The organism is Arthrobacter sp. ISL-72 (genome assembly GCF_018613755.1).
GTDB lineage: Bacteria > Actinomycetota > Actinomycetes > Actinomycetales > Micrococcaceae > Arthrobacter.
Genome location: NZ_JAGGPP010000015.1, coordinates 96,367 through 118,521, shown reverse-complemented (window position 1 = coordinate 118,521; position 22,155 = coordinate 96,367). Strand labels below are relative to the sequence as shown.

Below are 22,155 nucleotides of genomic sequence, written 5' to 3'. Positions count from 1 at the left end.
TCTTGCGGACCGTTTCGGCGTAGAGCCAGACACCCTCGTCGGCGAGGTCGTCGCGGGCCACGCCGGTGACGGTGGCGTAGCGCAGGGCCATGGCCTGGACCGAGCGGGCCACCTTGGTGGGTTCGAACATGTCCACCGGGGAGGGCTTGCCGGTGTCAATCTGGCAGAAATCGCAGCGGCGGGTGCATTCGGAGCCGCCGATCAGGAACGTGGCTTCCTTGTCTTCCCAGCACTCGAAGATGTTCGGGCAACCGGCCTCCTCACACACCGTGTGCAGGCCTTCCTTCTTCACGAGGTTCTTGAGCTGGACGAACTCCGGGCCCATCTGGACCTTGGCCTTGATCCACTCCGGCTTGCGCTCCACCGGTGTAGCCGCATTGCGCTGCTCAATACGCAGCATCTTCCGGCCTTCTGGTGCCAGTGTCACAGTAGAGCTCCTTCGGGGTGTGCAACGAGTGCTTCTTCGTGTTTGCGGAATTCTTCGACGATCCTGTCGGCGATATCCGCAGGGGCGATGTCCCGGCCGGTCTCGATTGACATCGTGGTGACGCTGGCGTCGGTAATGCCGCACGCAATGATCTGGGCATACGGGGCCAGATCATTGTTGCAGTTGATGGCGACGCCGTGCATTGTGACTCCGTCCAGGACGCGGATGCCGATGGCGGCAATCTTGCGGTCCGGGCCCTTGCTGTCTGCCTTGATCCAGACGCCTGCGCGTCCCTTGATGCGCTCTGCGTTGATGCCGTAGTCCGCAATGACCGCGATCATGACGGCTTCGAGCCGCTCTACGTAGTCTCGGATGCCGGCCCGGTTCTTCAGCTTGAGGATAGGGTAGGCGATCAGCTGCCCGGGTCCGTGCCAGGTCAGTTTGCCGCCGCGGTCCACGGGAACGACAGGGGTACCGTCGAACGGCCGTTCGTGGTCTTCGGTGAGCTTGCCGGCGGTGTAGACGGCGGCATGCTCAAGGAGCAGGACTGTGCTGGGGGCCTCAGCTGCGACGACTTTGTCATGGAGTTCGCGCTGGATGTCCCAGCCCTTCATGTAATCAACCAAATCCGGAGCAAGACCCACCGTGGAAAACTCAAGAGTCATGGCATCCAGCTTAGACCCCGTCCGCCGTCGCGCCGGATTCTGTGCTTAACCTCTCACTGCCCCCGCCGCCTCCGCGGGCAGTACCTGTGGATAACTTCTGCGGATTTCTGCTGCTTCCGCTATTCCTTGGGTATGGAAGATTTCACGCACGACGGCGGAACGGGCGAAGGCGGCCCGGCAGTCCCGCCGGCGCCGGCGTCCCGCGGTGTTGCCGGCCTGCCGGCCGCCGAACCCCCGGTGGTTCCCGGCTACGAAGTGGTTCGCGAGCTGGGCCGCGGCGCAACTGCGGCCGTGTGGCTGGTCCGGGAGGAGGGGACCCACCGCGAGTTCGCGGTCAAGTGCTTTGATCCGCCGGAACACCATGGGCAGGCCGGGTTCGACGTCGGCGTTCCCGGCACTGGCGGGCGTGATGCGGAAGACGCCGTCCGGCGCGAGGTGAGGATTCTCTCCGTCCTCGATCATGATCACTTGGTGAAGGCCCATCGGGTAGTTCCACTGCGGGGTTCTGCCGGCGGCGGCCCGGGGTTGGTGATGGATTACGCGCCAGGCGGATCCCTGGCCCATCTGGTGGCCTGCCGGGGGCAGCTGACCGTAGGTGAAACGGTGACCGTCCTGACGCCCCTGGCCCAGGCGCTGGGGTACCTGCACGGCAAAGGCTTTATGCATTCCGACGTCGCCCCGGGCAACGTACTGTTCACCGCGCACGGCAAGCCCTTGTTGGCGGATCTGGGCGTCACGCGCATGGTCGGGGACGCGGCGGAGACTTCCGCGGCCGGCACGCAGGGCTTCCTGGATCCGGCACCGGTTGACGCGCTGCGGGCGGGGCTGCAGCCCGAGCGGGATGTCTATTCGGCAGCGGCGATCGGCTGGTATTGCCTGACCGGAAAGGCGCCGGAGTACGGTCCGAGCCGTCCACCTCTTTCCCTCCTGGTTCCGGAAGTGCCGGCGGCCCTCGCTGCGGCGTTGGAGGCGGGCCTGCGGGAAGATCGGAGGGAGCGGCCCACAGCGCTGGAGTTCGCAGCTTCTGTGTACCGCAGTGCCGACGCTGCCCCGGTGGACTTATCCGGGGCCGTCCATCCTACGGTGTTGCCCCAGTTGCTGACGCGCCGCAATGTTCCGCCGTCAGGAACTGCCCGCCGGGCGGCGAAGGTCCGCGCGTGGCGCCGCCGCGTGGGGAGCGCTGTAGGACCGTCACGACGGCCGATCCGCAGCGCGGGCCGCCACGCCGGCGGAAAGCGGCGGTGGATGGGCGCCGCCGTGGCAGCCCTCGCCTGCACCGGACTCGCCGCTGCGTGGTTCCTGGGTGGGCCGCAGGCCTTCGGGGAGGCCGCTGCCCCCTGGGCACAGGAATCGTCGGCGCAGGAATCAGCGGGGCAGGAAGCGCCGGCACAGGAGTCGTCGGCTCCGGCGTCGGAGGTTCTGTCCGGCAGAACGGGAGACCCGGTTCCCGCTGATGCAAGGCGGCTGGCCGTTTCGCGGAATCCCGAAGACGCAGCGCGGGGATTGGCCGCGATCCGCTCGGCGGCACTGAATTCAGGGCAACTCGAGCTCCTGGACGAGGTCAACATGGAGAATTCCCCGGCAGCGGCCGCCGACGCCAGGATCAGCAGGAGGCTGCGGGACACGGGGCACGTCCTGAAGGGATTCGGCACCACCCTGACTCTTGCCGAGGCAGAACCTGGCGGTTCGGACGCAAGGACCGTTGTGGCAATCAGCGCGGTGACGTCCGCCTACCAGGAGACCGACGCCGGCGGAAACGTGCTGGCGGAGGAACCGGCCGGTTCCGAGCAGCAGCTTCGTTTGGTTTTGGTCAGTTCCGGCGGCCGCTGGCTCATCCAGGAGATCCTTCCCGCCGCGTGACACCCCGGTCACTGCCGGGTCGCCGTCCGCAGCTTGGTTTTGCGAGCAGGGCGTCAGTCCTTGCCCGTCGCCCAGGCTGCGGCCTGGGCCAGGGACGGATGCTGCCATTCGAAGCCTGCGTCCGCCAGCAGCGCCGGCTCCATGCGCTGGCTTCCCAGCAGGAGTTCGTCGGCCAGCTTGCCCATCACCAGCCTCAGCACCGGCGCCGGGACCCGGAACACGGCCGGCCGGTGGACCGCAGCGGCAAGCCGCGCAACCAGGGCATTGACGTCGGCACTCTCAGGAGCGCAGAGGTTGACCGGACCTGACAAGGGGGACGCCAGGAAGAAACTGAAGGCTGAGGACACATCCGGCAGCGTGATCCACGGCCAGTACTGCCTGCCGTTGCCGAGCGGACCGCCCAGGCCGAGCCGGATCAACGGCAGCAGCCGCCCCAGCGCGCCTCCCGACCGGCTGAGGACCACCCCTGTCCGGGGAGTGACAACACGGACACCGGCCGGAGCCTGGTGCGCAGCCGCTTCCCACTCGTGGCAGATCTGCGACATGATTCCCGAGCCGTTAGGGGAATTCTCCCGCAGAACGGCGGCTCCACGGTCGCCGTAGTAGTTGGAGCCTGACTGGCTGATGAAAACCTTCGGCGGCTGTTCCATCTTTGCCATTGCTGCGGCCAGCGTCCTGGTGGGGTCGAGCCGGGAGCGGAACAATTCGTCGATGCGGCGCCGGGTCCACGGCCGGTCTCCGATCCCGGCCCCCGCCAGGTTGATAACGGCATCCGCACCTTCAAGCCGGGCAGGATCAAGCTGACCGGCGGCCGGATCCCAGCGCACCTCACCGGCTGCGGCAGGCGCCCGGCGGACTAGGCGGATGACCTCGTGCCCGGCCGCGCCAAGGTGGGCGGACATATCGGTTCCGAGGAGGCCTGAGGCGCCGGCCATGATGATTCGCATGATCCATCTCACCACGCCCGGCACGGCCCCGGAACCTGCCGTCCGCCCCGCCGCGTTTGACTATGATCGAACGATGACCTCTTCCAGCTACTTCCGTTTCCCGCACCTGCACGGCGATCTGGTCACCTTCGTGGCCGAAGACGACGTCTGGATCGCGCCCCTGGACGGAGGCCGCGCCTGGCGGGTTTCCTCCCTCCAGCTGCCCGCCCGCAATCCGCGCTTCACCCCCGACGGCAAGCGCCTGGTGTGGACGGTGGTGCAGGGGACGGCACCGGAGGTTGTCACCGCGGAGGTCGACGGCGGCGGGTACCGCCAGCTGACCTACTTCGGCCACAGCTCCACCCGGGTCAAGGGCTTCACGGCTGGCGGCGATGTGCTGGTCACCAGCGCGTTCCGACAGGCCGAAAGCCGTCACACGCACGCCTACCGTGTCCCGCTGGAGGGCGGCTGGTCCGAGGAACTGCCATTCGGCCCGGTGGAATCGGTGGCGTTCGGCCCGGAGCTCGGCGATGAACGTCCGGTGGTCGTGGCCAGTGTGCTCTCACGCGAGCCGGCCTGGTGGAAGCGGTACCGCGGCGGAACCGCCGGAAAGCTCTGGATCGACGCTGACGGCAACGGGGAGTTCGAGCGGCTGGTGCCGGAGCTGGACGGCAACCTCACCGATCCCATGTGGGTTGACGGACGCGTGGCCTTCCTTTCCGACCATGAAGGCTACGGTAACCTGTATTCGGTGCTTCCGAACGGCAGCGGGCTCCGCCGCCACACCGATCACGAAGACTTCTATGTCCGCCATGCCGCTACCGACGGCAAGCGCATGGTGTTCGAATCCGCCGGTGAGCTGTGGCTGGTTCCCGACCTGGGCTCAGACGCCGTAAAGCTCGACATTTCGCTGGGTTCAGCCTCCCAGGGGCGGCGGCCGGCGCTCCTGAAGACCACCCGGCACCTCGGTGCCGTGATCCCGGACCACACCGGCTCCTCCAGCGCAGTGGAGGCCCACGGTACCGTCCACTGGCTCAGGCACAAGGACGGCCCGTCGCGGGTTATCGAGGCCACGCCCGGTGTTCGGGCCCGCCTGCCGCGGCCGCTTGGCGAGGGCCGCATTGCCTACGTCGCCGACCACGACGGCGCGGAGGCGCTGTACATCAAGGAAATCGCGCCGAAGGTGGCCGGTTCACAACCGGTGCCGGCCCCGCGGCCCCGCCCCGCCGTCGAACCTGACGCCGGAACACCCCTGCCGAAGCCCGTGCCCGCGTCCGGGACGGGCGGCGCCGGACCGGCCTCCTCGCAAGCCTCCGGACAAGAGACTGCGCACGCCGCGGCCGGCGGCAGCGACATGGCGGGCGGCGGTGCGGTGGATACGGCTGTCCGGGCAGCCGGTGCCGGTACAGTACGCCAGCTGAAGATCGCCTTCCCCAAGCCGACGCGTGCAAGTGCCATGGAGGCCAGCCCGGACGGCAGCACCGTTGCAGTCGGGACCTCCTTTGGGGAGGTGTATCTGGCCGACACCCGGACCGGGTCGATCAAGCTCGTCACCAGCATCGGCGAGGGCACCATTGACGGCCTGTGCTGGTCCCCGGATTCGGCCTGGCTTGGCTGGTCTGAACCGGTCACTTCCTTTGGCTCACGCAGCAGGCTCCGCATTGTTAAGGTGGACGATCCGGACTTCCGCGTCGTCGAGGTTACGGACGGACGGTTCCGTGACGCCTCCCCGGCCTTTACTTCTGACGGAAAATTCATCGCGTTCCTGTCCAACCGGAGCTTCGACCCTGTCTACGACGGACACTCCTTCGACCTGTCCTTCCCCAGCCCCATCAAGCCGTACCTCGTGGCGCTGACTGCCGACACGCCGTCGCCGTTTGGCCCCGCAGCGGACCTCGTCGACGCACCCGACGGCGAAACCGGGAGCGCGTCCGAAACTCCGGGCACCACCGAAACCGCCGGCGTCCCCGCCACCGCTGCCGTCCGGGTCGACGCTGACGGACTGGCCCACCGGGTGATCGGAGTCCCGGTGCCGCAGGGCAACTACTCCGCCCTCGAGGCGATACCGGGGGCGTTGCTTTGGCTGGACAACGACCTTGCCGGCGTCACCGGCGACGGCCGGGCCAGCACCGACGACAAGGACGAGGCACCGAGACTGGTGCGGTTTGACATGGCCAAGCGCAAAACCGCCACGATCGTGGACGCCCTGGACAGCTATCGGGTGTCCGGTGACGGCAGGAAGGTGGTTTTCCTGCACGAGAAGCAGATCCGGGTTGCTCCCGCCGACGTCAAGGGCGACGAGGACTCCGGCCAGCTGGTGAAGGTGGATGTCAGCCGCATCCGGGTGCTCATGGATCCGGTGAGTGTGTGGGGCCAGGCGTTCGATGAAGCCTGGCGGCTCCAGCGTGATTTCTTCTGGACCGAGGACATGGCCGGGCAGGACTGGGACTCCGTACACCGCCGGTACCGTCCCCTCGTTGAGCGGCTGGGTTCGCATGATGACCTCGTGGACCTGCTGTGGGAGCTTCATGGCGAACTGGGGACATCCCACGCCTATGTTCGTCCGGCTCCGGTCACCGAAAACGGCAGCAACGGGCAGGGCCGGCTGGGCGCGGACCTGGCCTTCACCGGCACCGGCTGGGAAATCACCCGCATCCTGGCGGGGGAGTCATCGGACCCGCTCGCTACCTCACCGCTGACCAGGCCCGGAGCCGATGCCAAGGCCGGCGACATCCTCCTCGCCATCGACGGCGTGGAGCTGTCCGAAACCCTGACCCCGGCCATGCAGCTCGTCGGAGCGGCAGGAAAAGCAGTGGAGCTGACCCTGCGCAACGGCGCCGCGCACGGGGACGCCGCAGGCAGGCAGCGCCGCATCGCCGTCGTGCCGGTGAAAGACGAAGAGCGCCTCCGCTACCAGGAATGGGTGGCCGGCAACCGGCGCACCGTCCGTGAAGCCTCCGGCGGGACGTACGGCTACCTGCACATCCCGGACATGCTGGCGAACGGCTGGGCGCAGCTGCACCGCGACCTGGACACCGAAACCGCCCTGGACGGACTGATCGTGGACGTCCGGCGCAACAGGGGCGGGCACACGTCCCAGCTTGTTGCGGAGCTCATTGGCCGGAAGGTGACCGGGTGGAGCATGCCCCGCGGCGAAAAGCCGCGGACCTACCCCCACCATGCACCCCGCGGCCCTGTGGTGATCCTGACGGACGAGTTTGCCGGTTCCGACGGGGACATCATTACGCAGGTGTCCAAGCTGCGGGGGATCGGCCCCGTGATTGGGACCCGGACCTGGGGCGGCGTAGTGGGCATCGACAACCGCTTCTCCCTCGCGGACGGAACCGGAGTGACGCAACCGCGCTACGCCACCTGGTTCAGCGGCGGCGTGGGCTGGGACGTTGAGAACTACGGTGTAACCCCCGACATCGAAGTGACGTACCCGCCGCACGCGTATGCTGCCGGCAGGGACCCGCAGCTCGAGTACGGCATCGGTGCGCTCAAGGAAATGATCCAGGAACTGCCCACGGACCGGCCCCCGCTGCGGGAAGGCTACCGCCGGCTGCTGCCGGCTCCCTTGCCTGCCCGCACAAGCCCCGCCTCCACCGGCCCTGCCCTCACCGGCCCTGCGCTCACCGGCCCTGCCCCGACCAACCAGGGCTAAACCGGGCAAGTGCCCGGATATACAGAAGCCCCGGTCCTTCCCTGACACTCAGGGAAGGACCGGGGCTTTTGCGATGCTGGTGTGTAAACCGCTCAGGGCTAGGAAGCCGCGAGCGTGGCGTCCAGGGTGATGTCGATGCTGGCCAGGGCACCGGAAACAGGGCAGCCGACCTTGGCTTCCGCTGCGATCTTCTGGAATTCGTCCTCCGAGATGCCCGGGATGCGGGCGTTGACAGTCAAGTGGCTGCCGGTGATGCCGGTGCCGGGCTTGAAGGTGACATCGGCCTTGGTGTGCACCTCTTCGGGCGTGTGCCCGGCCTGGGCCAGCATGTTGCTGAAGGCCATGGAGAAGCAGGCCGAGTGCGCTGCGGCAATGAGCTCTTCGGGGCTGGTCTTGCCTTCCGAGGCCTCGGTGCGGGCCTTCCAGGTGACCTCGTACGTACCCAGTCCGGAGCTGTCCAGCGTGGTGTTGCCGGAGCCCTCCATCAGGTCGCCGTTCCATACCGTGTGCGCGGTGCGTGTTGCTGCCATATCCACTCCTCAGCTTGTGATTCGATCCGGTCCGGGCTTCCGCCCGGCCTTCCGGGATCAATCCTAGGGACTCAGGCGCCGTGGCGCACGGGCTGTCCGCTGTCAGAGGATTATGACCGTCCGCACCGGCGGCAGAAACTCAAAAGCCGCAGGAACCGAAAGACGCAGGAACCGTCAGCCGTCCAGGTTGTTTGTTCCTCCCGCGAGGGCGCCTTTTCGGTTGACGAACCACACCGCCAGGGCGAGTGCGACGATCATGGCTGCGCCGGACATGATGGCCGCCCACCGGCCAACCTGCCAGAACACTCCAGCGAGGGTGGAGCCGACTGCGCCGCCGATGAAATTGCCCACAACGAGCGCAGTGTTGAGGCGGCTGCGGGCGGCCGGGTCTATCGAGAGCATCTTCGTTTGAAGGAGTACCTGCGCGGACTGGATGCCGATGGAGAGCAGCGCGACGGCTGTTAGCACGGCGATGATCGAGGTTGCGCCCAGGCCCGAGACCGCGAGTGACACCATGCTGATGGCAAGTCCTACACCGATGGCGGGTACCGCCCAGCCGCGGTCATACACCCCGCCCGTGCGCTGGGCTGCAACGGCTCCGAAAACTCCCACCAGGCCCACCAAACCGATCTGCGAGGCGGTGAAGGAGAAAGGGGCCGCGGCCAGCAGGAACGTCAGGCCGGTCCAGAACGCCGTGAACACGCACATCAATGCCGCTCCAAGGACCAGGATGATCCGCACCGGGCGGTGCCGGGCCACTGCCGCCAGGACCGAATGCAGCAGCCGGCCGTAGGGAACGTGGTCCCGCGGGGCCAGATCCGGAAGCGCCCGGGCCAGGACGAGCGCGAGGAGAAGCATGACCGCTGACGCTGCAAAGTACACCATGCGCCAACCAAATAGCTCGGCCACGATCCCGCTCACCGTCCGGGATACCAGGATGCCCGTCAGGAGCCCGGACACCACCGTTCCGACGACGCGCCCCCGCTGCTCGTCCGAGGCCAGGTCACCCGCCAGTGGCGTCAGCAACTGCCCGGCAACGGTGGTGACACCCACCAGGGCCAGCGCGAGAAGCAGGACGGCGAAGGTCGGCGCAACAGCGCTGCCGGCCAGCGACACGGAGCACAGAACCATGATCGCGGGGATGATGCGTTTCCGGTTCAGTGTGTCGCCGAGCGGCACCACGAGGAACACCCCAAGCGCGTACCCGACCTGCGTGAGTGTCACAAGCAGCCCGGCCGTAGCGGGCGGGACTCCCAGCGCCGCGGCGATGTTTCCGAGGAGCGGCTGGGCCCAATACAGGTTTCCGACCGCAGCGCCGCCGGCAACGGCGAAGAGCAGGGTCAGTCCGGGGCTCATCCCGGCGGGCCGGTCGACCACGGATGGTGATTTAGTCATAATCCATGAAACAAGGTGATGGCCGAGCCGCGGGAGTTCCTGCTGTTGGTAGCACTGACAGTGCCTCCCTCAGGAGCCGACGGGCGCATAACGTTGATGCCATGGACAACCGGAATGACATTCGCGAGTTCCTGACGACCCGGCGCGCCAGGATCAGTCCCCAACAGGCCGGCCTGCCGGACTACGGTGGCCACCGCCGCGTTCCCGGGCTGCGCCGCGGCGAGGTCGCCATGCTCGCAGGTGTCAGCCCCGAGTACTACACGCGCCTGGAACAAGGAAAGCTCGCGGGCGTTTCCGAGAGCATCCTGCACTCCCTGGCGGAGGCCCTTCAACTCGACGACGCCGAGCAGTCGCATCTGTTCGACCTTGCCCGGACGGCAGGCTCCACGCCGCGGCCGCGCCGACGCCCGAAACAGCAGATTCCACCGAGCCTCCAGTACGCCCTCGACGCCATCACAGGAGTTCCGGCGTTCGTGCGCAACGGCCGCCTGGACATCCTCGCGACCAACGTGCTTGGGCAGGCCCTGTACTCGGCGATGTACACGGACGAAAGCCGCCCGGTTAACATCGCCCGTTTCGTTTTCCTGAACAGGCGCGCCGTTGACTTCTACCCGGACTGGATCCGGGCAGCCAGCGATACTGTTGCCGTCCTGCGCGCGGAATCGGGCCGGGATCCGTACAACAAAGAGCTCTCCGAGCTGGTCGGTGAACTGTCCACCAGGAGCGAGGAGTTCCGGACCCGGTGGGCGGCCCACAACGTACGCCGCCACACCACCGGCCACAAGCACTTCCACCACCCGGTCGTCGGGGACATCGAGCTCATGTTCAACGCGCTCGAGCACACGGCCGACCCCGGACTTACCCTGCTTCTCTATAGTGCCGAGCCCGGCTCCGCCGCGGAGGATGCGCTGCGTCTCCTCGGCAGCCTGGCCGCAACCCCGGACCAGGCCGGGCACCCGGAAACAGCGGACGCCACGGAATGAGCCACCCGCACGGCACCTCCGGGACGACGACGGCGACGCTCCCTGCCGGGATGCGTCGCCGTCGCTGGTCCTCCGGGTGCTACTGCCAGAGGGTTGCGATGGCAACATTCAGCAGTGCAAGGCCGCCCACGCTGTGCGCGAGACCCTTGCTGATGGGCTCGTCCTTCTTGTACTTGCGGCGGCCGATGAAGGCCAGCACCGCGACCACCAGGGCAATGGCGAACTTGATGCCCAGCTTGGCGTAGTTCGCGTCCATGTCCAGGGCCGGGATGAGACCCATCATGACGATCCCGGTGATGAGCTGCAGTGCGGCGCCGTCGAACTGGCGGGGGTGCACGGTGGGCTTTTTCATGTTGCCGATCCAGATGCCGACAATCATGGCGGCGCCGACGATGTGCAGGAAGACCATGACGTTGTAAACGATGTTCATGGGCCCAGTCTAGACGGACACTTCTACGCTTCGTAGCAAGCCCCGCGGGACGGGAAGGCGACGATTTGGTAACCAAAAAACGACGGCGGCACAGGACTTCCGGTGGTTGTCCACCGGTGCCTGCGCCGCCGTCGTCGTTTGAACTAAGGCTTACAGCCCCAGGTCCGCCTCGAAGGTACCTGCCTCAAGGCGGGCCTTGAGGGTCTGCAGGAAGCGTCCTGCGTCCGCGCCGTCCACCAGCCGGTGGTCGTACGTCAGGGAGAGGTACATCATGGAGCGCACGGCGATCGAGTCGTCGCCGTTTTCGTCGGTGACCACAACCGGGCGCTTGACGATCGCGCCGGTGCCCAGGATGCCCACCTGCGGCTGGTTGATGATCGGGGTGTCGAACAGGGCCCCGACGGAACCGATGTTGGTGATGCTGAACGTTCCGCCGGACAGCTCATCCGGGCCGATCTTGCCGTCGCGGGTGCGGCTTGCAACGTCGGCGATCTTGCCGGCCAGGCCGGCCAGGTTCAGGCTGCCGGCGTCGGAGATGACCGGAACCAGCAGGCCCTTGTCAGTGTCGACGGCGATCGCCAGGTGCTCGGCGTTGTGGTAGGTGATTTCCTGCTTGTCCTCGTCGTACGCAGCGTTGAGCTTCGGGTGCTGCTTGAGGGCCTCGGCCACAGCCTTGGCGATGAAGGGCAGGAAGGTGAGCTTGGTGCCGTTCTGGGCCTGGAACGAGTTCTTGGCCTTGAGGCGGAGTTTGGCCACCTTGGTCATGTCCACTTCGTGCACCTGCGTCAGCTGGGTGGACACATCCAGCGACTCACGCATGCGGCGGGCAATGACCTGGCGGATACGCGGTGCCTTCTGCACGGTGCCGCGCAGTGACGAAGCAGCTGCAGTCGGAGCAGCTGCCGGCGCTTCCTGCTTCGAAGCAGCCGGTGCGGCCGCAGCGGGGGCAGCCTTGGCCTCGGCGGCCGCGAGCACATCCTGCTTGCGGATGCGTCCGCCAACGCCCGTGCCGGTCAGCGCGGAGATGTCCACGCCCTGCTGGTTGGCGAGCTTGCGCACCAGAGGAGTGACGTAGCCGGACTCGGCCGGTGCAGCCGATTCCGCGCCAGGTGCTGCCGGTGCCGGAGCGGGCGCAGCCGGGGCTTCCTGCCGGGGAGCGGCCGGAGCTTCTGCGGCAGGTGCCGGTGCGGCGGCGGGAGCCTCCTGCTTCGGAGCTTCTGCGGCAGGCGCCTCCTGCCGGGGGGCCGCGGCTGCGGGTGCTGCGGCGGGAGCGGCGGCGCCCGAACCGATCACGGCGAGGACGGAACCAACTTGTGCCGTTTCGTCCTCGTTGACGCGGATCTCCTGGAGCGTGCCGGCAACCGGCGACGGAATCTCGGTATCCACCTTGTCGGTGGAGACCTCAAGGAGCGGCTCGTCAACCTCGACGGAGTCGCCGACGGCCTTGAGCCAGCGGGTGACGGTGCCTTCGGTGACGGATTCGCCAAGGGCAGGAAGGGTGACTTCGTGGCCTTCGCCGGAGGCCGCGGGGGCAGCTTCCGCTGCGGCGGCTTCATCGGGTGCGGGTGCTTCGGTGGAGGGGGCTTCTTCAGCCGCGGGAGCTTCTTCGGCGGGCGCCTGCTCTGCGGGAGCGGCCTCGGCAGCTGCTTCGCCGGCGCCGGCCGACGCCGAGCCGTCACCGATGCGGACGAGCGGCGCGCCCACTTCGGCGGTCTCATCTTCGGCGACCAGGATTTCCTCAATCACGCCAGCAATCGGAGAGGGGATTTCGGTGTCTACTTTGTCGGTGGAAACCTCGAGCAGCGGTTCGTCCACCTCTACCCGGTCACCTACCTGCTTAAGCCAGCGGGTGACGGTTCCTTCGGTGACACTCTCACCGAGGGCGGGCAAGTTAACGGATTCAGACATGTCGTCCCCGTTCTCCTTATTATCTTTAGTGCGGATGATTGCTGCCGTGTTCGAGCTTAGTGCACCCTGCGGATCATGCCGGGTGCACTAAGCACGGTGTTCTTGCGGTGGTGCGGGCGGGGATTTTAGCCGTGGAGGGCTTTGCCCGCGAGAGCCAGGTGGGCCTCGCCCAGGGCCTCGTTCTGGGTCGGGTGGGCGTGCAGCAGCTGCGCGACGTCCTCCGGGTAGGCCTCCCAGTTCACGATCAGCTGGGCTTCGCCGATCTGCTCGCCCATGCGTGAACCGATCATGTGGACGCCCACGACGGGGCCGTCCTTCTGGCGGACCAGCTTGACGATGCCGCCGGTGCCCAGGATGGAGCTCTTGCCGTTGCCGGCGAGGTTGTACTCCTGGGTTTCCACCTGGTCGTCGCCGAACTTTTCCTTGGCAGCCTTCTCGGTGTAGCCGACAGTGGCGATTTCAGGCTCGGAGTAGGTGACCTTGGGGATGTTGACGTCCTCAACGACGACCGGCTTCAGGCCTGCGATTTCCTCGGCCACGAAGATGCCCTGCTGGTAGCCGCGGTGCGCCAGCTGGACGCCCGGGACGATGTCGCCCAGGGCGTAGATGTTGCCGACGCCGGTGTGCAGGCGTTCGTTGGTGATGACGAAGCCGCGGTCGATGGTGATGCCGGCCTCTTCGTAGCCGAGGTTGGCGGTAACCGGTCCGCGGCCGACGGCCACGAGGAGCAGGTCAGCTTCGAACGTCTTGCCGTCCACCAGGGTGACCTTGACGCCGTCGCCGTTCTGCTCAACGCCCTGGAAGAAGACACCGGTGGAGAACTTGATGCCGCGCTTCTTGAACGCGCGCTCGAAGTTCTTCACGATCGCAGCGTCCTCGTTGGGGACCAGCGACGGCAGGCCTTCAACGATGGTGACGTCCACGCCGAAGGACTTCCAGACCGAGGCGAACTCGACGCCGATCACGCCGCCGCCCAGGATGATCACGCTCTTCGGGATGGAGTCCATGGTGAGTGCTTCGTCGGAGGTGATGACCTTGCCGCCGATTTCCAGGCCCGGCAGGGTGCGGGAGTAGGAACCCGTGGCGAGGACGATGTTCTTGCCCTTGTAGGCGGTGCCGTTCACAACGACAGTGTCGGTGCCCTGGAGTTTGCCTTCACCCTCGATGACGGTGATGCCCTTGGACTTGATCAGGCCCTGCAGGCCCTTGAACTTGCCGGCAACGATGCCGTCCTTGTAAGCGTTGACTGCGCTCATGTCGATGCTGTCCAGCGTGACATTGACGCCGTACTTGGCGGAATCGCGGGCGTGGTCGGCGAGCTCCGCCGAGTGCAGCAGCGCCTTGGTGGGGATGCAGCCGTTGTGCAGGCAGGTGCCGCCGAGTTTAGCCTTCTCCACGAGGCCCACAGTGAGGCCCAGCTGAACAGCGCGGAGGGCTGTGGCGTAACCGCCGCTGCCACCTCCGAGTACCAGGATGTCGAATTCTTGCGCAGTTGCCTGATCGGCCACTTAGACGCTCCCTCGCGTGAACGATGACACGAGAGTACGCATCATCTGGTCTTGGAACTTGCTCTGCCGTGATTATGCCAGCAGGCCTGTTCTCTTGCATTTGTGACTACCGCAGTTCACCTTAGCGAACCACTTATCCATGCTCCACCTTGTCAAGGCGTTTGTGGAGCGCTTGTGTCGAGTGTCACGCGGCTTTGTGGCGGACGGATCAGGGTCCGGTCACAAAGCCGCGTGCCTCACCGCCGTCGGGCAGATGCGGTTAGGTAAGGGCCTTTAAGCGGAAGCTGCCACTACGTCTTCCACATAGGCCACCAGGGTCCGGACCGTGCAGCCCGTTCCCTGCTTGGGGGTGTAGCCGTAGGGGCTGCCGTTGTTGAAGGACGGACCCGCGATGTCAATGTGCGCCCACGGAATCTGCTCGCCGTCCTTGCCCTTTCCGACGAATTCGCGCAGGAACACGGCAGCGGTCATCATGCCGCCGTGGCGCTCACCGATGTTGGCCAGGTCCGCTACCTCGGAGTCGAGGCTGGCTCGGAGCTCTTCCGGCAGGGGCATCGGCCACACCAGTTCGCCGGCCCGGTCCGCCGCGGCCTTCAGCGGTGCGGTCACGCTGTCCGAGCCCATGACGCCGGCGGTCCGGTTGCCGAGCGCGATCAGTTGCGCACCCGTGAGGGTGGCGACGTCGATGATGGCGTCCGGGTGCTCCTGGCTGGCCGCCACGATCCCGTCCGCCATTACCAGGCGGCCTTCGGCGTCCGTATTAAGGACTTCCACGGTCTTGCCGCCGAACATGGTCAGGACGTCAGCCGGTCGCTGAGCCGCGCCCGAGGGCATGTTCTCTGCAATGCACAGCCATGCGGTGGCCTTAACGGGAAGGCCAAGCCCGGCGATCGCCAGCACCGTGTTAAGTACGACGGCGGCGCCTGCCATATCGCTCTTCATGTCACCCATGCCGAGGGCGGGCTTGATGGAAATGCCGCCGGTGTCGAAGGTGATGCCCTTGCCGACGAGGGCGATCTTCGCGGCGGCCTTGGACGGTGCGTACTCCACCTTGACCAGGCGCGGCTGCCTGGCGGATCCCTTGCCAACGCCCAGGATTCCGCCGAAGCCCTCCTTTTCGAGGCGCTTTTCGTCCCACACGGTCACCTTGACCGGCAGGCCCTTGGAAAGTTCCTTGGCGGCGTCGGCAAAGGACTCGGGGAACAGGTGGCTGGGCGGCTGGTTCACCAGCGACCGGGTTGCGTTGACGGCCTTGCCGATCAGGGACGACCGGTTCAGGAGCGGCTGCAGATCCTTGTCCGCGGCAAACTCGGTGAAGATCACCACGTTCTTCACCGGATCCTTGCGACCATTTGCTTCGGACCGGTATTCGGTGAAGGAATACGACCCCATGGCTGCGCCTTCGGCGACGGCCGCGACGTCGGCGAGTGACGCCGTCGGAAGGGCGAGCGTCACGGTGCTGAGCCCGGCAAGCTGGCGGACAGCGGATCCTGCGGCGCGGCGCAAGGCTTCTTCCGTTAGTTTCCTGCCGGCAGCGGGCTTGCCGACTCCGGCCAGTACCAGCACGTCGGCTCCGGCTTCGGGAAGTCCTGGGAGCCTGTGGACCTGGTCAGCCGCGCCGGTGAGGCCAAGAACCTTCAGGGACTCCGCGATGGCTTCGGCTGATTTGGCCGTCAGCGGGTTGTCCAGCAGCACGGGACCGTCCGGGCCCTGCGCCACCCCAATGACCAGAGCGTCCGTCGGCGACTTCTTAACATCACGCGCGATGACGCTAAGTTTGATTTCAGTATTCTTGACCACGAGGATCAGTCCTCAATTCTCTGTGATTTTGGGCAGTAAGCGCATGTTGGGCGCCCTGCCAGGGAACGGGCCGTCGTCGGCTTAGGACGCAACCCGGTGTCTGCAAGGCCGCCCGCAGGGCCAGTTCCGATCGTAGTCTCTCCACGCTGGATCCCGTGAGACCTGCGGCACAGGGCGGGGTGGAATGCTTCGGGCAGCCGGGGCGTTGTACAAAATATCCGGCGGATCCGCGCGGATCCCCTTGGCAGGACTTCCTGGTGAACCTGCCCTGTGATCCCCGCGGACGGGTCTGCCCCAATGCGTTGCCGCACCCCGCCTCCGCCGCCACTTCGAAAGGAACACGCCGTGCTTGAACGGATTTCCGGCTCCCTGCTGGACCCCGATGCGCTCTATGTGAGCAACGCCGAGCTGTTCGACGACCCGTCGCTCCGCGGGCTCAACCTGGTGATGGGCTTCACGGGATTCGCCGACGCCGGTCACGTAGTCAAGCAGATTACTGCCGAACTGCTGGATACGCTCGATTCGGAAGTGGTCGCCGTCTTCGACGCCGACCAGCTGATGGACTACCGCTCGCGCCGTCCGCACGTCACGTTTGTGGAAGACCACCTCCAGGATTACCAGGCCCCCAACCTTGCCCTGTACCGGCTGGTCGACGGGCTCGGCAAACCGTTCCTTTTCCTGGCGGGCTTCGAGCCCGATCTGCAGTGGGAGCGGTTCGCCCGCGCCGTCGTCCGGATCGTGGAGCACCTGGACGTCAACCTGGTGACCTGGATCCACTCCATTCCCATGCCCGTGCCACATACACGGCCGGTGGGAGTCACCGTCCACGGCAACCGTCCTGAGCTCATTGAGGGCATCTCCGTCTGGAAGCCGACGGTGGAGGTGCCGGCAGCGGTTGGCCACATCCTTGAACTCCGCCTCACCGAAGCCGGCCGCAACATTGCCGGGTACGTCATGCACGTCCCTCACTACCTCGCTGAAGCCGAATACCCCAACGCCGCAGTGGCAGGGTTGGAGTACCTCGGGGCGGCCACCTCGCTGGTACTGCCGACGGACCGCCTTCGCGAGGCCAGCCGCGAGGTGGGGCGCCAGATTGCCGAACAGCTAGAGGCCTCGGAAGAAGTGCAGCAGGTGGTTTCCCGCCTGGAGACCCGCTATGACGAGAAGGCCGAGGGCACGGTGCGGCGCTCGCTCCTGGCCGATGAAAACGATGAGCTTCCCAACGCTGATGCGCTGGGTGCAGCGGTGGAGGCCTACCTGGCCAGTAAAGAGAGCGGCGATTAAATAGGACTTATGCCGGCGGCGGGCATAATGGAGAAGTGACTGCACCCCGCGCCTGGCTGATCTGGACCGTCGGGATTTTCGCGTACCTCGTCGCAGTCAGCCAGCGCACGTCGTTTGGCGTCGTGGGCCTTGAGGCGACCGAGCGCTTCCACGCTGCCGCGGCGGAAATCTCCTTCTTCACCGTGCTTCAGCTTTTGGTTTACGCGGGCCTGCAAATCCCGGTGGGAGTGCTCGTTGACCGCCTGGGGTCGCGGACCATGATCGCCGGGGGAGCGGTCCTGATGGGCCTCGGCCAGCTTCAGCTGGCCTTCGCGGACAACATTCCCGGCGGCGTGCTTGGCCGGGTACTGGTGGGCGCCGGAGACGCCATGACGTTCATTTCAGTGATCCGGCTGATACCGCTGTGGTTCGCGCCCGCGCGGGTGCCGCTCATCACGCAGCTGACCGGAATGTCGGGCCAGCTGGGGCAGCTCTTCAGCGTGGTGCCGTTTGCCCTGATCCTCCACTCGGCCGGCTGGACCCCCGCGTTCCTGACCCTGGCAGCGATGTCAGCGCTCGCCGCCGTGCTGGTGCTGGCCGTCCTGAAGGACCAGCCGCCCGGACATCCCCGCCCGGAACCGGGCCAGGGGCTTAGGGCCACCGGCATATCGCTGAGCGGCGCCTGGCGCCAGCCCGGCACGCGGCTGGGGCTGTGGAGTCACTTCACCATCCAGTTCAGCGGCACGGTGTTCGCCATGACCTGGGGGTACCCGTTCCTGATTTCCGCGCAGGGCCTCGACACCGGCACCGTGTCCGGGCTGATGGCCGTTTACGTTGCCGCGGCGATCGCCGCCGGTCCGCTGATCGGCAGGTTTGTTTCACGGCACCCGCTGCGCCGCTCCACGTTGGTGCTCCTGATCGCAGCCACCACGGCCGCCGCCTGGGCCGCGGTGCTGCTGATGCCGGGCCGCTCTCCGCTGTGGATGCTGGCAGGGCTCGTGGTGGTGCTGGCCATCGGCGGCCCCGGTTCGATGATCGGCTTCGATTTTGCCCGCACGTTCAACCCCGCCCACCGGATCGGCACCGCCACCGGAATCGTCAACGTCGGCGGATTTATCGCGGCACTGGTGGCCATCTACCTGATCGGCATTGTCCTCGACGTCCTCAACGCCACAGGCTACTCACGGGGTGAGCTGTACGGCCTCGATCCGTTCCGGATTGCCTTGAGCGTCCAGTTTGTACTCATCGGGATCGGTGCCGCGGCTATCCTCATCACCCGCCGCAAGGTCCGGCGCCAGATGGCTGCCCAGGGTGTTGTTGTTCCGCCGCTGCTCAAGGCGCTCGCCCGGCAGCGCAGGCGGAACCTGGAACGCCGCCGCGCGGACTAGGGTTTCCCGTTTTGTCCACATAAATGGGACGTGTCCACATAGGTAACAGCTGTCCACATAAAACAACTCCCGCCTGCCGCAGGGGCGGCTCCGGTTCCACTCTGGATGCATGACACCTCCAGAACGGCTCACCATCACCGGCCCCGAAGACATCCTCGGTTTCATTCCGCATTCCCTGGGCTACTGGCCGGCCAACAGCCTCGTGGCCATGACCATGCAGGGAAAACGGCTGGGTGCCACACTGCGGGTCGACCTGCCGGGCAGCGACACCGACTCCGGGCTGTTCCGGTTCGCCCGCACCGTCAGTGAATACCTTGAAGCAGACACGGAAGCGGACGGCTCCCTGCTCGTCGTCTTTTCGAACGCAGCCTGGACCCACGGTCCGGGCTGCGCGCCAGTAAGCGGAGGCAGGCCCACTGCGGCTAATGTCATGCGCAGACTGCTCACCGCGCTGGAGACGGAACTCGAACTGAGCGGCCGGCCGGTCCGCGACTCCTGGTACGTCGGTGATGCTTACTGGAGGAGCGCGCATTGCAGCGATCCGGCCTGCTGCCCGTTCCCCGGCCGTTCCGTCGACGAGATCAGGGACAGCCGGCTCAACGCCGAGATGGTGTTCCGGGGAAGCAGCGTGGGGGAGGACCCCGCTGCCGCAGGCAGGGCAGTGCCTGGCGAGTGCCGGTCCGACGCCGCGGTGACGGAAGCGGAACAGCGCTGGGCCGGGGAATTTGCCCCGCTTCGGGCCAGCCGCCAGCAGTTCGGGCAGCTGCTCGACACCTGGGCGCGTGTGCTGGCCGCTGAGCCGGGTGTCATTCTTTCAGCCGGGCTGGCCGGGTATCTTCGGGCTTCACTGCGCGTGCCCCACTGGCGGGATGCCGTGCTGGTGATGAGCGCGGCAGGCCGGAACGCTGCTGTGCAGGGAGCCGAGGACTTCGGGATCTTCGGGCCGGACGCAGGACAGCCTGCCGTATTGCCGCCGCCCGGGGAACTTCCGGCGGCAGCCCCGGAGGAAGATACGGACTGCCCGCCTCCCGGATACGGGGATGTCCTGCTGGGGTTGGCGCCCCTGGTTCCGTGCTGGGAGCGGATGCGGGCGCTGGAGCGCACATTTCAGCAGCTCGGCACCGCCGGCGGAGGCGAGGGAGGCGCTGCGTTGCTCACCGGACTGGGCTGGATTGAATGGTGCCGCGGCAGGGGTTCGTTTGCGCACGCCCTGCTGGAGCAAGCGGTGGTGGCGCATCCCGGATACCGCCTTGCGGAACTCCTGTCCGAACTGGTTAGCCGGGGGACGCTGTGCGGATGGGCCGGACGCCGTGACGCGGCCTGGCAGAAGTTCGAACCGGACGCGGCCTAGGGGCGGCCTGCATTCGGCGGAGGTCGGCCGCCTGGCGCCGGCCGACCGAAACATTCAACCCGGCGGACCGCACCGAGGCGCCGATTGCGAAAATCATGAGACAATGGATGCCGAGACCCGGTTGGGTCCGTGAATCAAGTGCATGTAGTGGCGCCCGGAAACGGGAACATTACGGCCGCTCCGGCAGTTCTACTTAATGGCTCTGCTGGCCGCGATCGCACCTGATGCGAATCACGGACTTGACAGGGTCATAGTGGTGTTGCCCGCATGGTGATTCCACAGACCGCCGCTAGAAAGGTTTTCTGTGACCCCGTCTTCCGCGAAGAAGGAACCCGCCGACCAGGCCGAACTGTCCCCTGAGGAGAAGAAGGCGGCGACGAGCGCAAAGCGTGCCGCCACGCGTGCAGCCAACAAGGCCGCTGTTACCGCCGACGGCGGCTCCCCGGCAAAACCCGAGCCCAAGAAGCGCGGACCGAAGCCCGGTGCCAAGGCCGCGGCCGAAGCTGCGGGCAAGTCCGGCGCGTCGGACGACGACGATGTCGAAGACCTTGAGCTGGATGAAGATCTCGACGACGTCACTCCCGACCCGTCCGAGCTGGCCGAGGAAGAAACCGCCAGTAAGCCCGGCGCCGCAGCAACCGGGTCCGGTTTCGTCTACTCCGACGCTGACGACGACGACGCCCCGGTCCAGCAGGTCATGTCGGCCGGCGCCACGGCCGACCCCGTCAAGGACTACCTGAAGCAGATCGGCAAGGTGGCCCTCCTCAACGCCGAACAGGAGGTTGACCTTGCGCTCCGCATCGAGGCCGGCCTGTTCGCCGAAGAAAAAATCGCCGCCGACGACGGCTCCATGGATCCGAAGTACAAGCGTGAGCTTGAATTCATCATCCATGACGGCAAGCGCGCCAAGAACCACCTGTTGGAGGCAAACCTCCGCCTGGTGGTCTCGCTGGCCAAGCGCTACACCGGCCGCGGCATGCTATTCCTTGACCTGATCCAGGAAGGTAACCTGGGCCTGATCCGTGCGGTCGAGAAATTCGACTACACCAAGGGCTTCAAGTTCTCCACGTACGCCACCTGGTGGATCCGTCAGGCCATCACCCGCGCCATGGCCGACCAGGCCCGCACCATCCGTATCCCGGTGCACATGGTGGAAGTCATCAACAAGCTGGCCCGTGTCCAGCGCCAGATGCTGCAGGACCTCGGCCGCGAACCTACGCCCGAAGAGCTGGCACTCGAACTGGACATGACCCCCGAAAAGGTTGTTGAAGTCCAGAAGTACGGCCGCGAGCCGATTTCGCTGCACACCCCCCTGGGTGAGGACGGCGACTCCGAGTTCGGCGACCTCATCGAGGACTCCGAGGCAGTGGTTCCCGCCGACGCAGTCAGCTTCACCCTGCTCCAGGAGCAGCTGCACTCGGTGCTGGACACCCTGTCGGAGCGCGAAGCCGGCGTCGTCGCCATGCGGTTCGGCCTCACCGACGGACAGCCGAAGACTTTAGACGAAATCGGCAAGGTCTACGGAGTGACGCGTGAGCGTATCCGCCAGATCGAATCGAAGACGATGTCCAAGCTGCGGCACCCGTCCCGGTCCCAGGTCCTGCGCGACTACCTGGACTAGGATTAACAGCAAAGGCCCCGCCACGGCGGGGCCTTTGTTGTGACTCGCACCTGGTGGCACGTAAGGGTAATCACGCAGGGCAAGCAAACAGGGCCCCTCCAAAGCGGAGGAGCCCTGTTTCAATCAGAGAGTTGCCTAGTCCACGGGAACCGGCGGCTTCTCGTGAAGCCGGTCCGTCTCATCGTGCCAGTCGGAGCTGAGCGGCTTGAGCGTCGCTTCAACTGCCCGCGCGTGGTGGCCGCAGAAGAGCAGCTCCCCGCCGGAGGACCCCAGAACAACCCGGACGTACGCCTGTGCACCGCAGCGGTCGCACCGGTCCAGTGCGTTGAGCGTGCGGTCCGCAACTGCTGTTGTCATATCGGCCTCCTTAGTAGATCAGTACATCTATATAACCAGCATTCGTAGCAAAACCATGGCAAGGATGGATCACTTTCGC

Annotated in this window: 16 protein-coding genes and 1 pseudogene; 7 read left to right on the top strand and 10 right to left on the bottom strand. The window is 66.4% G+C overall.

The annotated features are described in order from the left end of the window. Positions 1-427, bottom strand: a pseudogene (locus J7I92_RS14915) (lipoyl synthase); the annotation flags it as partial. Then, positions 424-1,092, bottom strand: a complete 669-nt coding sequence (gene lipB / locus J7I92_RS14910) for a lipoyl(octanoyl) transferase LipB (protein WP_214841684.1) — start codon at positions 1,090-1,092, stop codon at positions 424-426. The pseudogene J7I92_RS14915 and the gene lipB, both read right to left, overlap by 4 nt. A gap of 132 nt (positions 1,093-1,224) precedes the next feature. Between lipB and J7I92_RS14905 the strand changes: the two genes are divergently transcribed. Next, a complete protein-coding gene (locus J7I92_RS14905) occupies positions 1,225-2,952 on the top strand; it encodes a serine/threonine-protein kinase (protein WP_251039955.1) in 1,728 nt (575 codons plus the stop codon). A gap of 53 nt (positions 2,953-3,005) precedes the next feature. On the opposite strand, the gene J7I92_RS14900 is transcribed toward J7I92_RS14905, so the two are convergent. Beyond that, a complete protein-coding gene (locus tag J7I92_RS14900) occupies positions 3,006-3,899 on the bottom strand; it encodes a TIGR01777 family oxidoreductase (RefSeq protein ID WP_214841682.1) in 894 nt (297 codons plus the stop codon). A 73-nt stretch (positions 3,900-3,972) separates the two neighbouring features. Between J7I92_RS14900 and J7I92_RS14895 the strand changes: the two genes are divergently transcribed. Next, a complete protein-coding gene (locus J7I92_RS14895) occupies positions 3,973-7,542 on the top strand; it encodes a S41 family peptidase (RefSeq protein ID WP_214841680.1) in 3,570 nt (1,189 codons plus the stop codon). A 98-nt stretch (positions 7,543-7,640) separates the two neighbouring features. On the opposite strand, the gene J7I92_RS14890 is transcribed toward J7I92_RS14895, so the two are convergent. Then, positions 7,641-8,072 carry an OsmC family protein gene (locus J7I92_RS14890; RefSeq protein ID WP_214841678.1) on the bottom strand — a complete coding sequence of 144 codons (432 nt, stop codon included), beginning with the start codon at positions 8,070-8,072 and terminating at the stop codon, positions 7,641-7,643. 174 nt (positions 8,073-8,246) lie between these two features. Then, positions 8,247-9,467, bottom strand: coding sequence for an MFS transporter (locus tag J7I92_RS14885; protein WP_251039954.1), 1,221 nt, complete (start codon positions 9,465-9,467; stop codon positions 8,247-8,249). A 101-nt stretch (positions 9,468-9,568) separates the two neighbouring features. On the opposite strand from J7I92_RS14885, the gene J7I92_RS14880 reads away from it, so the two are divergent. Continuing rightward, positions 9,569-10,450, top strand: coding sequence for a helix-turn-helix transcriptional regulator (locus J7I92_RS14880; protein WP_214841676.1), 882 nt, complete (start codon positions 9,569-9,571; stop codon positions 10,448-10,450). A gap of 79 nt (positions 10,451-10,529) precedes the next feature. Here the strand turns inward: J7I92_RS14880 and J7I92_RS14875 are convergent, their stop codons facing one another. From J7I92_RS14875 to J7I92_RS14860, 4 genes are all read right to left on the bottom strand, one after another. Then, entirely contained in the window at positions 10,530-10,880 is a 351-nt protein-coding gene (locus J7I92_RS14875) for a hypothetical protein (RefSeq protein WP_214841674.1), read from the bottom strand. 150 nt (positions 10,881-11,030) lie between these two features. Next, positions 11,031-12,788: a 2-oxoglutarate dehydrogenase, E2 component, dihydrolipoamide succinyltransferase gene (gene sucB / locus J7I92_RS14870; RefSeq protein WP_214841672.1), complete on the bottom strand. Its 1,758-nt coding sequence runs from the start codon at positions 12,786-12,788 to the stop codon at positions 11,031-11,033. A gap of 125 nt (positions 12,789-12,913) precedes the next feature. Beyond that, the gene (gene lpdA / locus J7I92_RS14865; protein WP_214841670.1) at positions 12,914-14,296 is read right to left on the bottom strand and encodes a dihydrolipoyl dehydrogenase; all 1,383 of its coding nucleotides are present in this window, start codon (positions 14,294-14,296) and stop codon (positions 12,914-12,916) included. 273 nt (positions 14,297-14,569) lie between these two features. Then, on the bottom strand, positions 14,570-16,096 hold the full coding sequence (locus J7I92_RS14860) for a leucyl aminopeptidase (protein ID WP_214841668.1): 1,527 nt from the start codon (positions 16,094-16,096) through the stop codon (positions 14,570-14,572). Between the two features lie 345 nt (positions 16,097-16,441). On the opposite strand from J7I92_RS14860, the gene J7I92_RS14855 reads away from it, so the two are divergent. The 4 genes from J7I92_RS14855 (at position 16,442) to J7I92_RS14840 (ending at position 21,719) form a co-directional block, all read left to right on the top strand. Continuing rightward, the gene (locus J7I92_RS14855) at positions 16,442-17,380 is read left to right on the top strand and encodes a proteasome assembly chaperone family protein (RefSeq protein ID WP_214841667.1); all 939 of its coding nucleotides are present in this window, start codon (positions 16,442-16,444) and stop codon (positions 17,378-17,380) included. 35 nt (positions 17,381-17,415) lie between these two features. Beyond that, the gene (locus J7I92_RS14850) at positions 17,416-18,747 is read left to right on the top strand and encodes a nitrate/nitrite transporter (RefSeq protein WP_214841666.1); all 1,332 of its coding nucleotides are present in this window, start codon (positions 17,416-17,418) and stop codon (positions 18,745-18,747) included. Positions 18,748-18,856: 109 nt separating this feature from the next. Continuing rightward, entirely contained in the window at positions 18,857-20,098 is a 1,242-nt protein-coding gene (locus J7I92_RS14845; protein ID WP_214841665.1) for a DUF4192 family protein, read from the top strand. A gap of 304 nt (positions 20,099-20,402) precedes the next feature. Continuing rightward, entirely contained in the window at positions 20,403-21,719 is a 1,317-nt protein-coding gene (locus J7I92_RS14840; RefSeq protein ID WP_214841664.1) for an RNA polymerase sigma factor, read from the top strand. A 135-nt stretch (positions 21,720-21,854) separates the two neighbouring features. Here the strand turns inward: J7I92_RS14840 and J7I92_RS14835 are convergent, their stop codons facing one another. Then, positions 21,855-22,076, bottom strand: coding sequence for a hypothetical protein (locus J7I92_RS14835; protein WP_214841663.1), 222 nt, complete (start codon positions 22,074-22,076; stop codon positions 21,855-21,857). Positions 22,077-22,155: the final 79 nt, after the last annotated feature.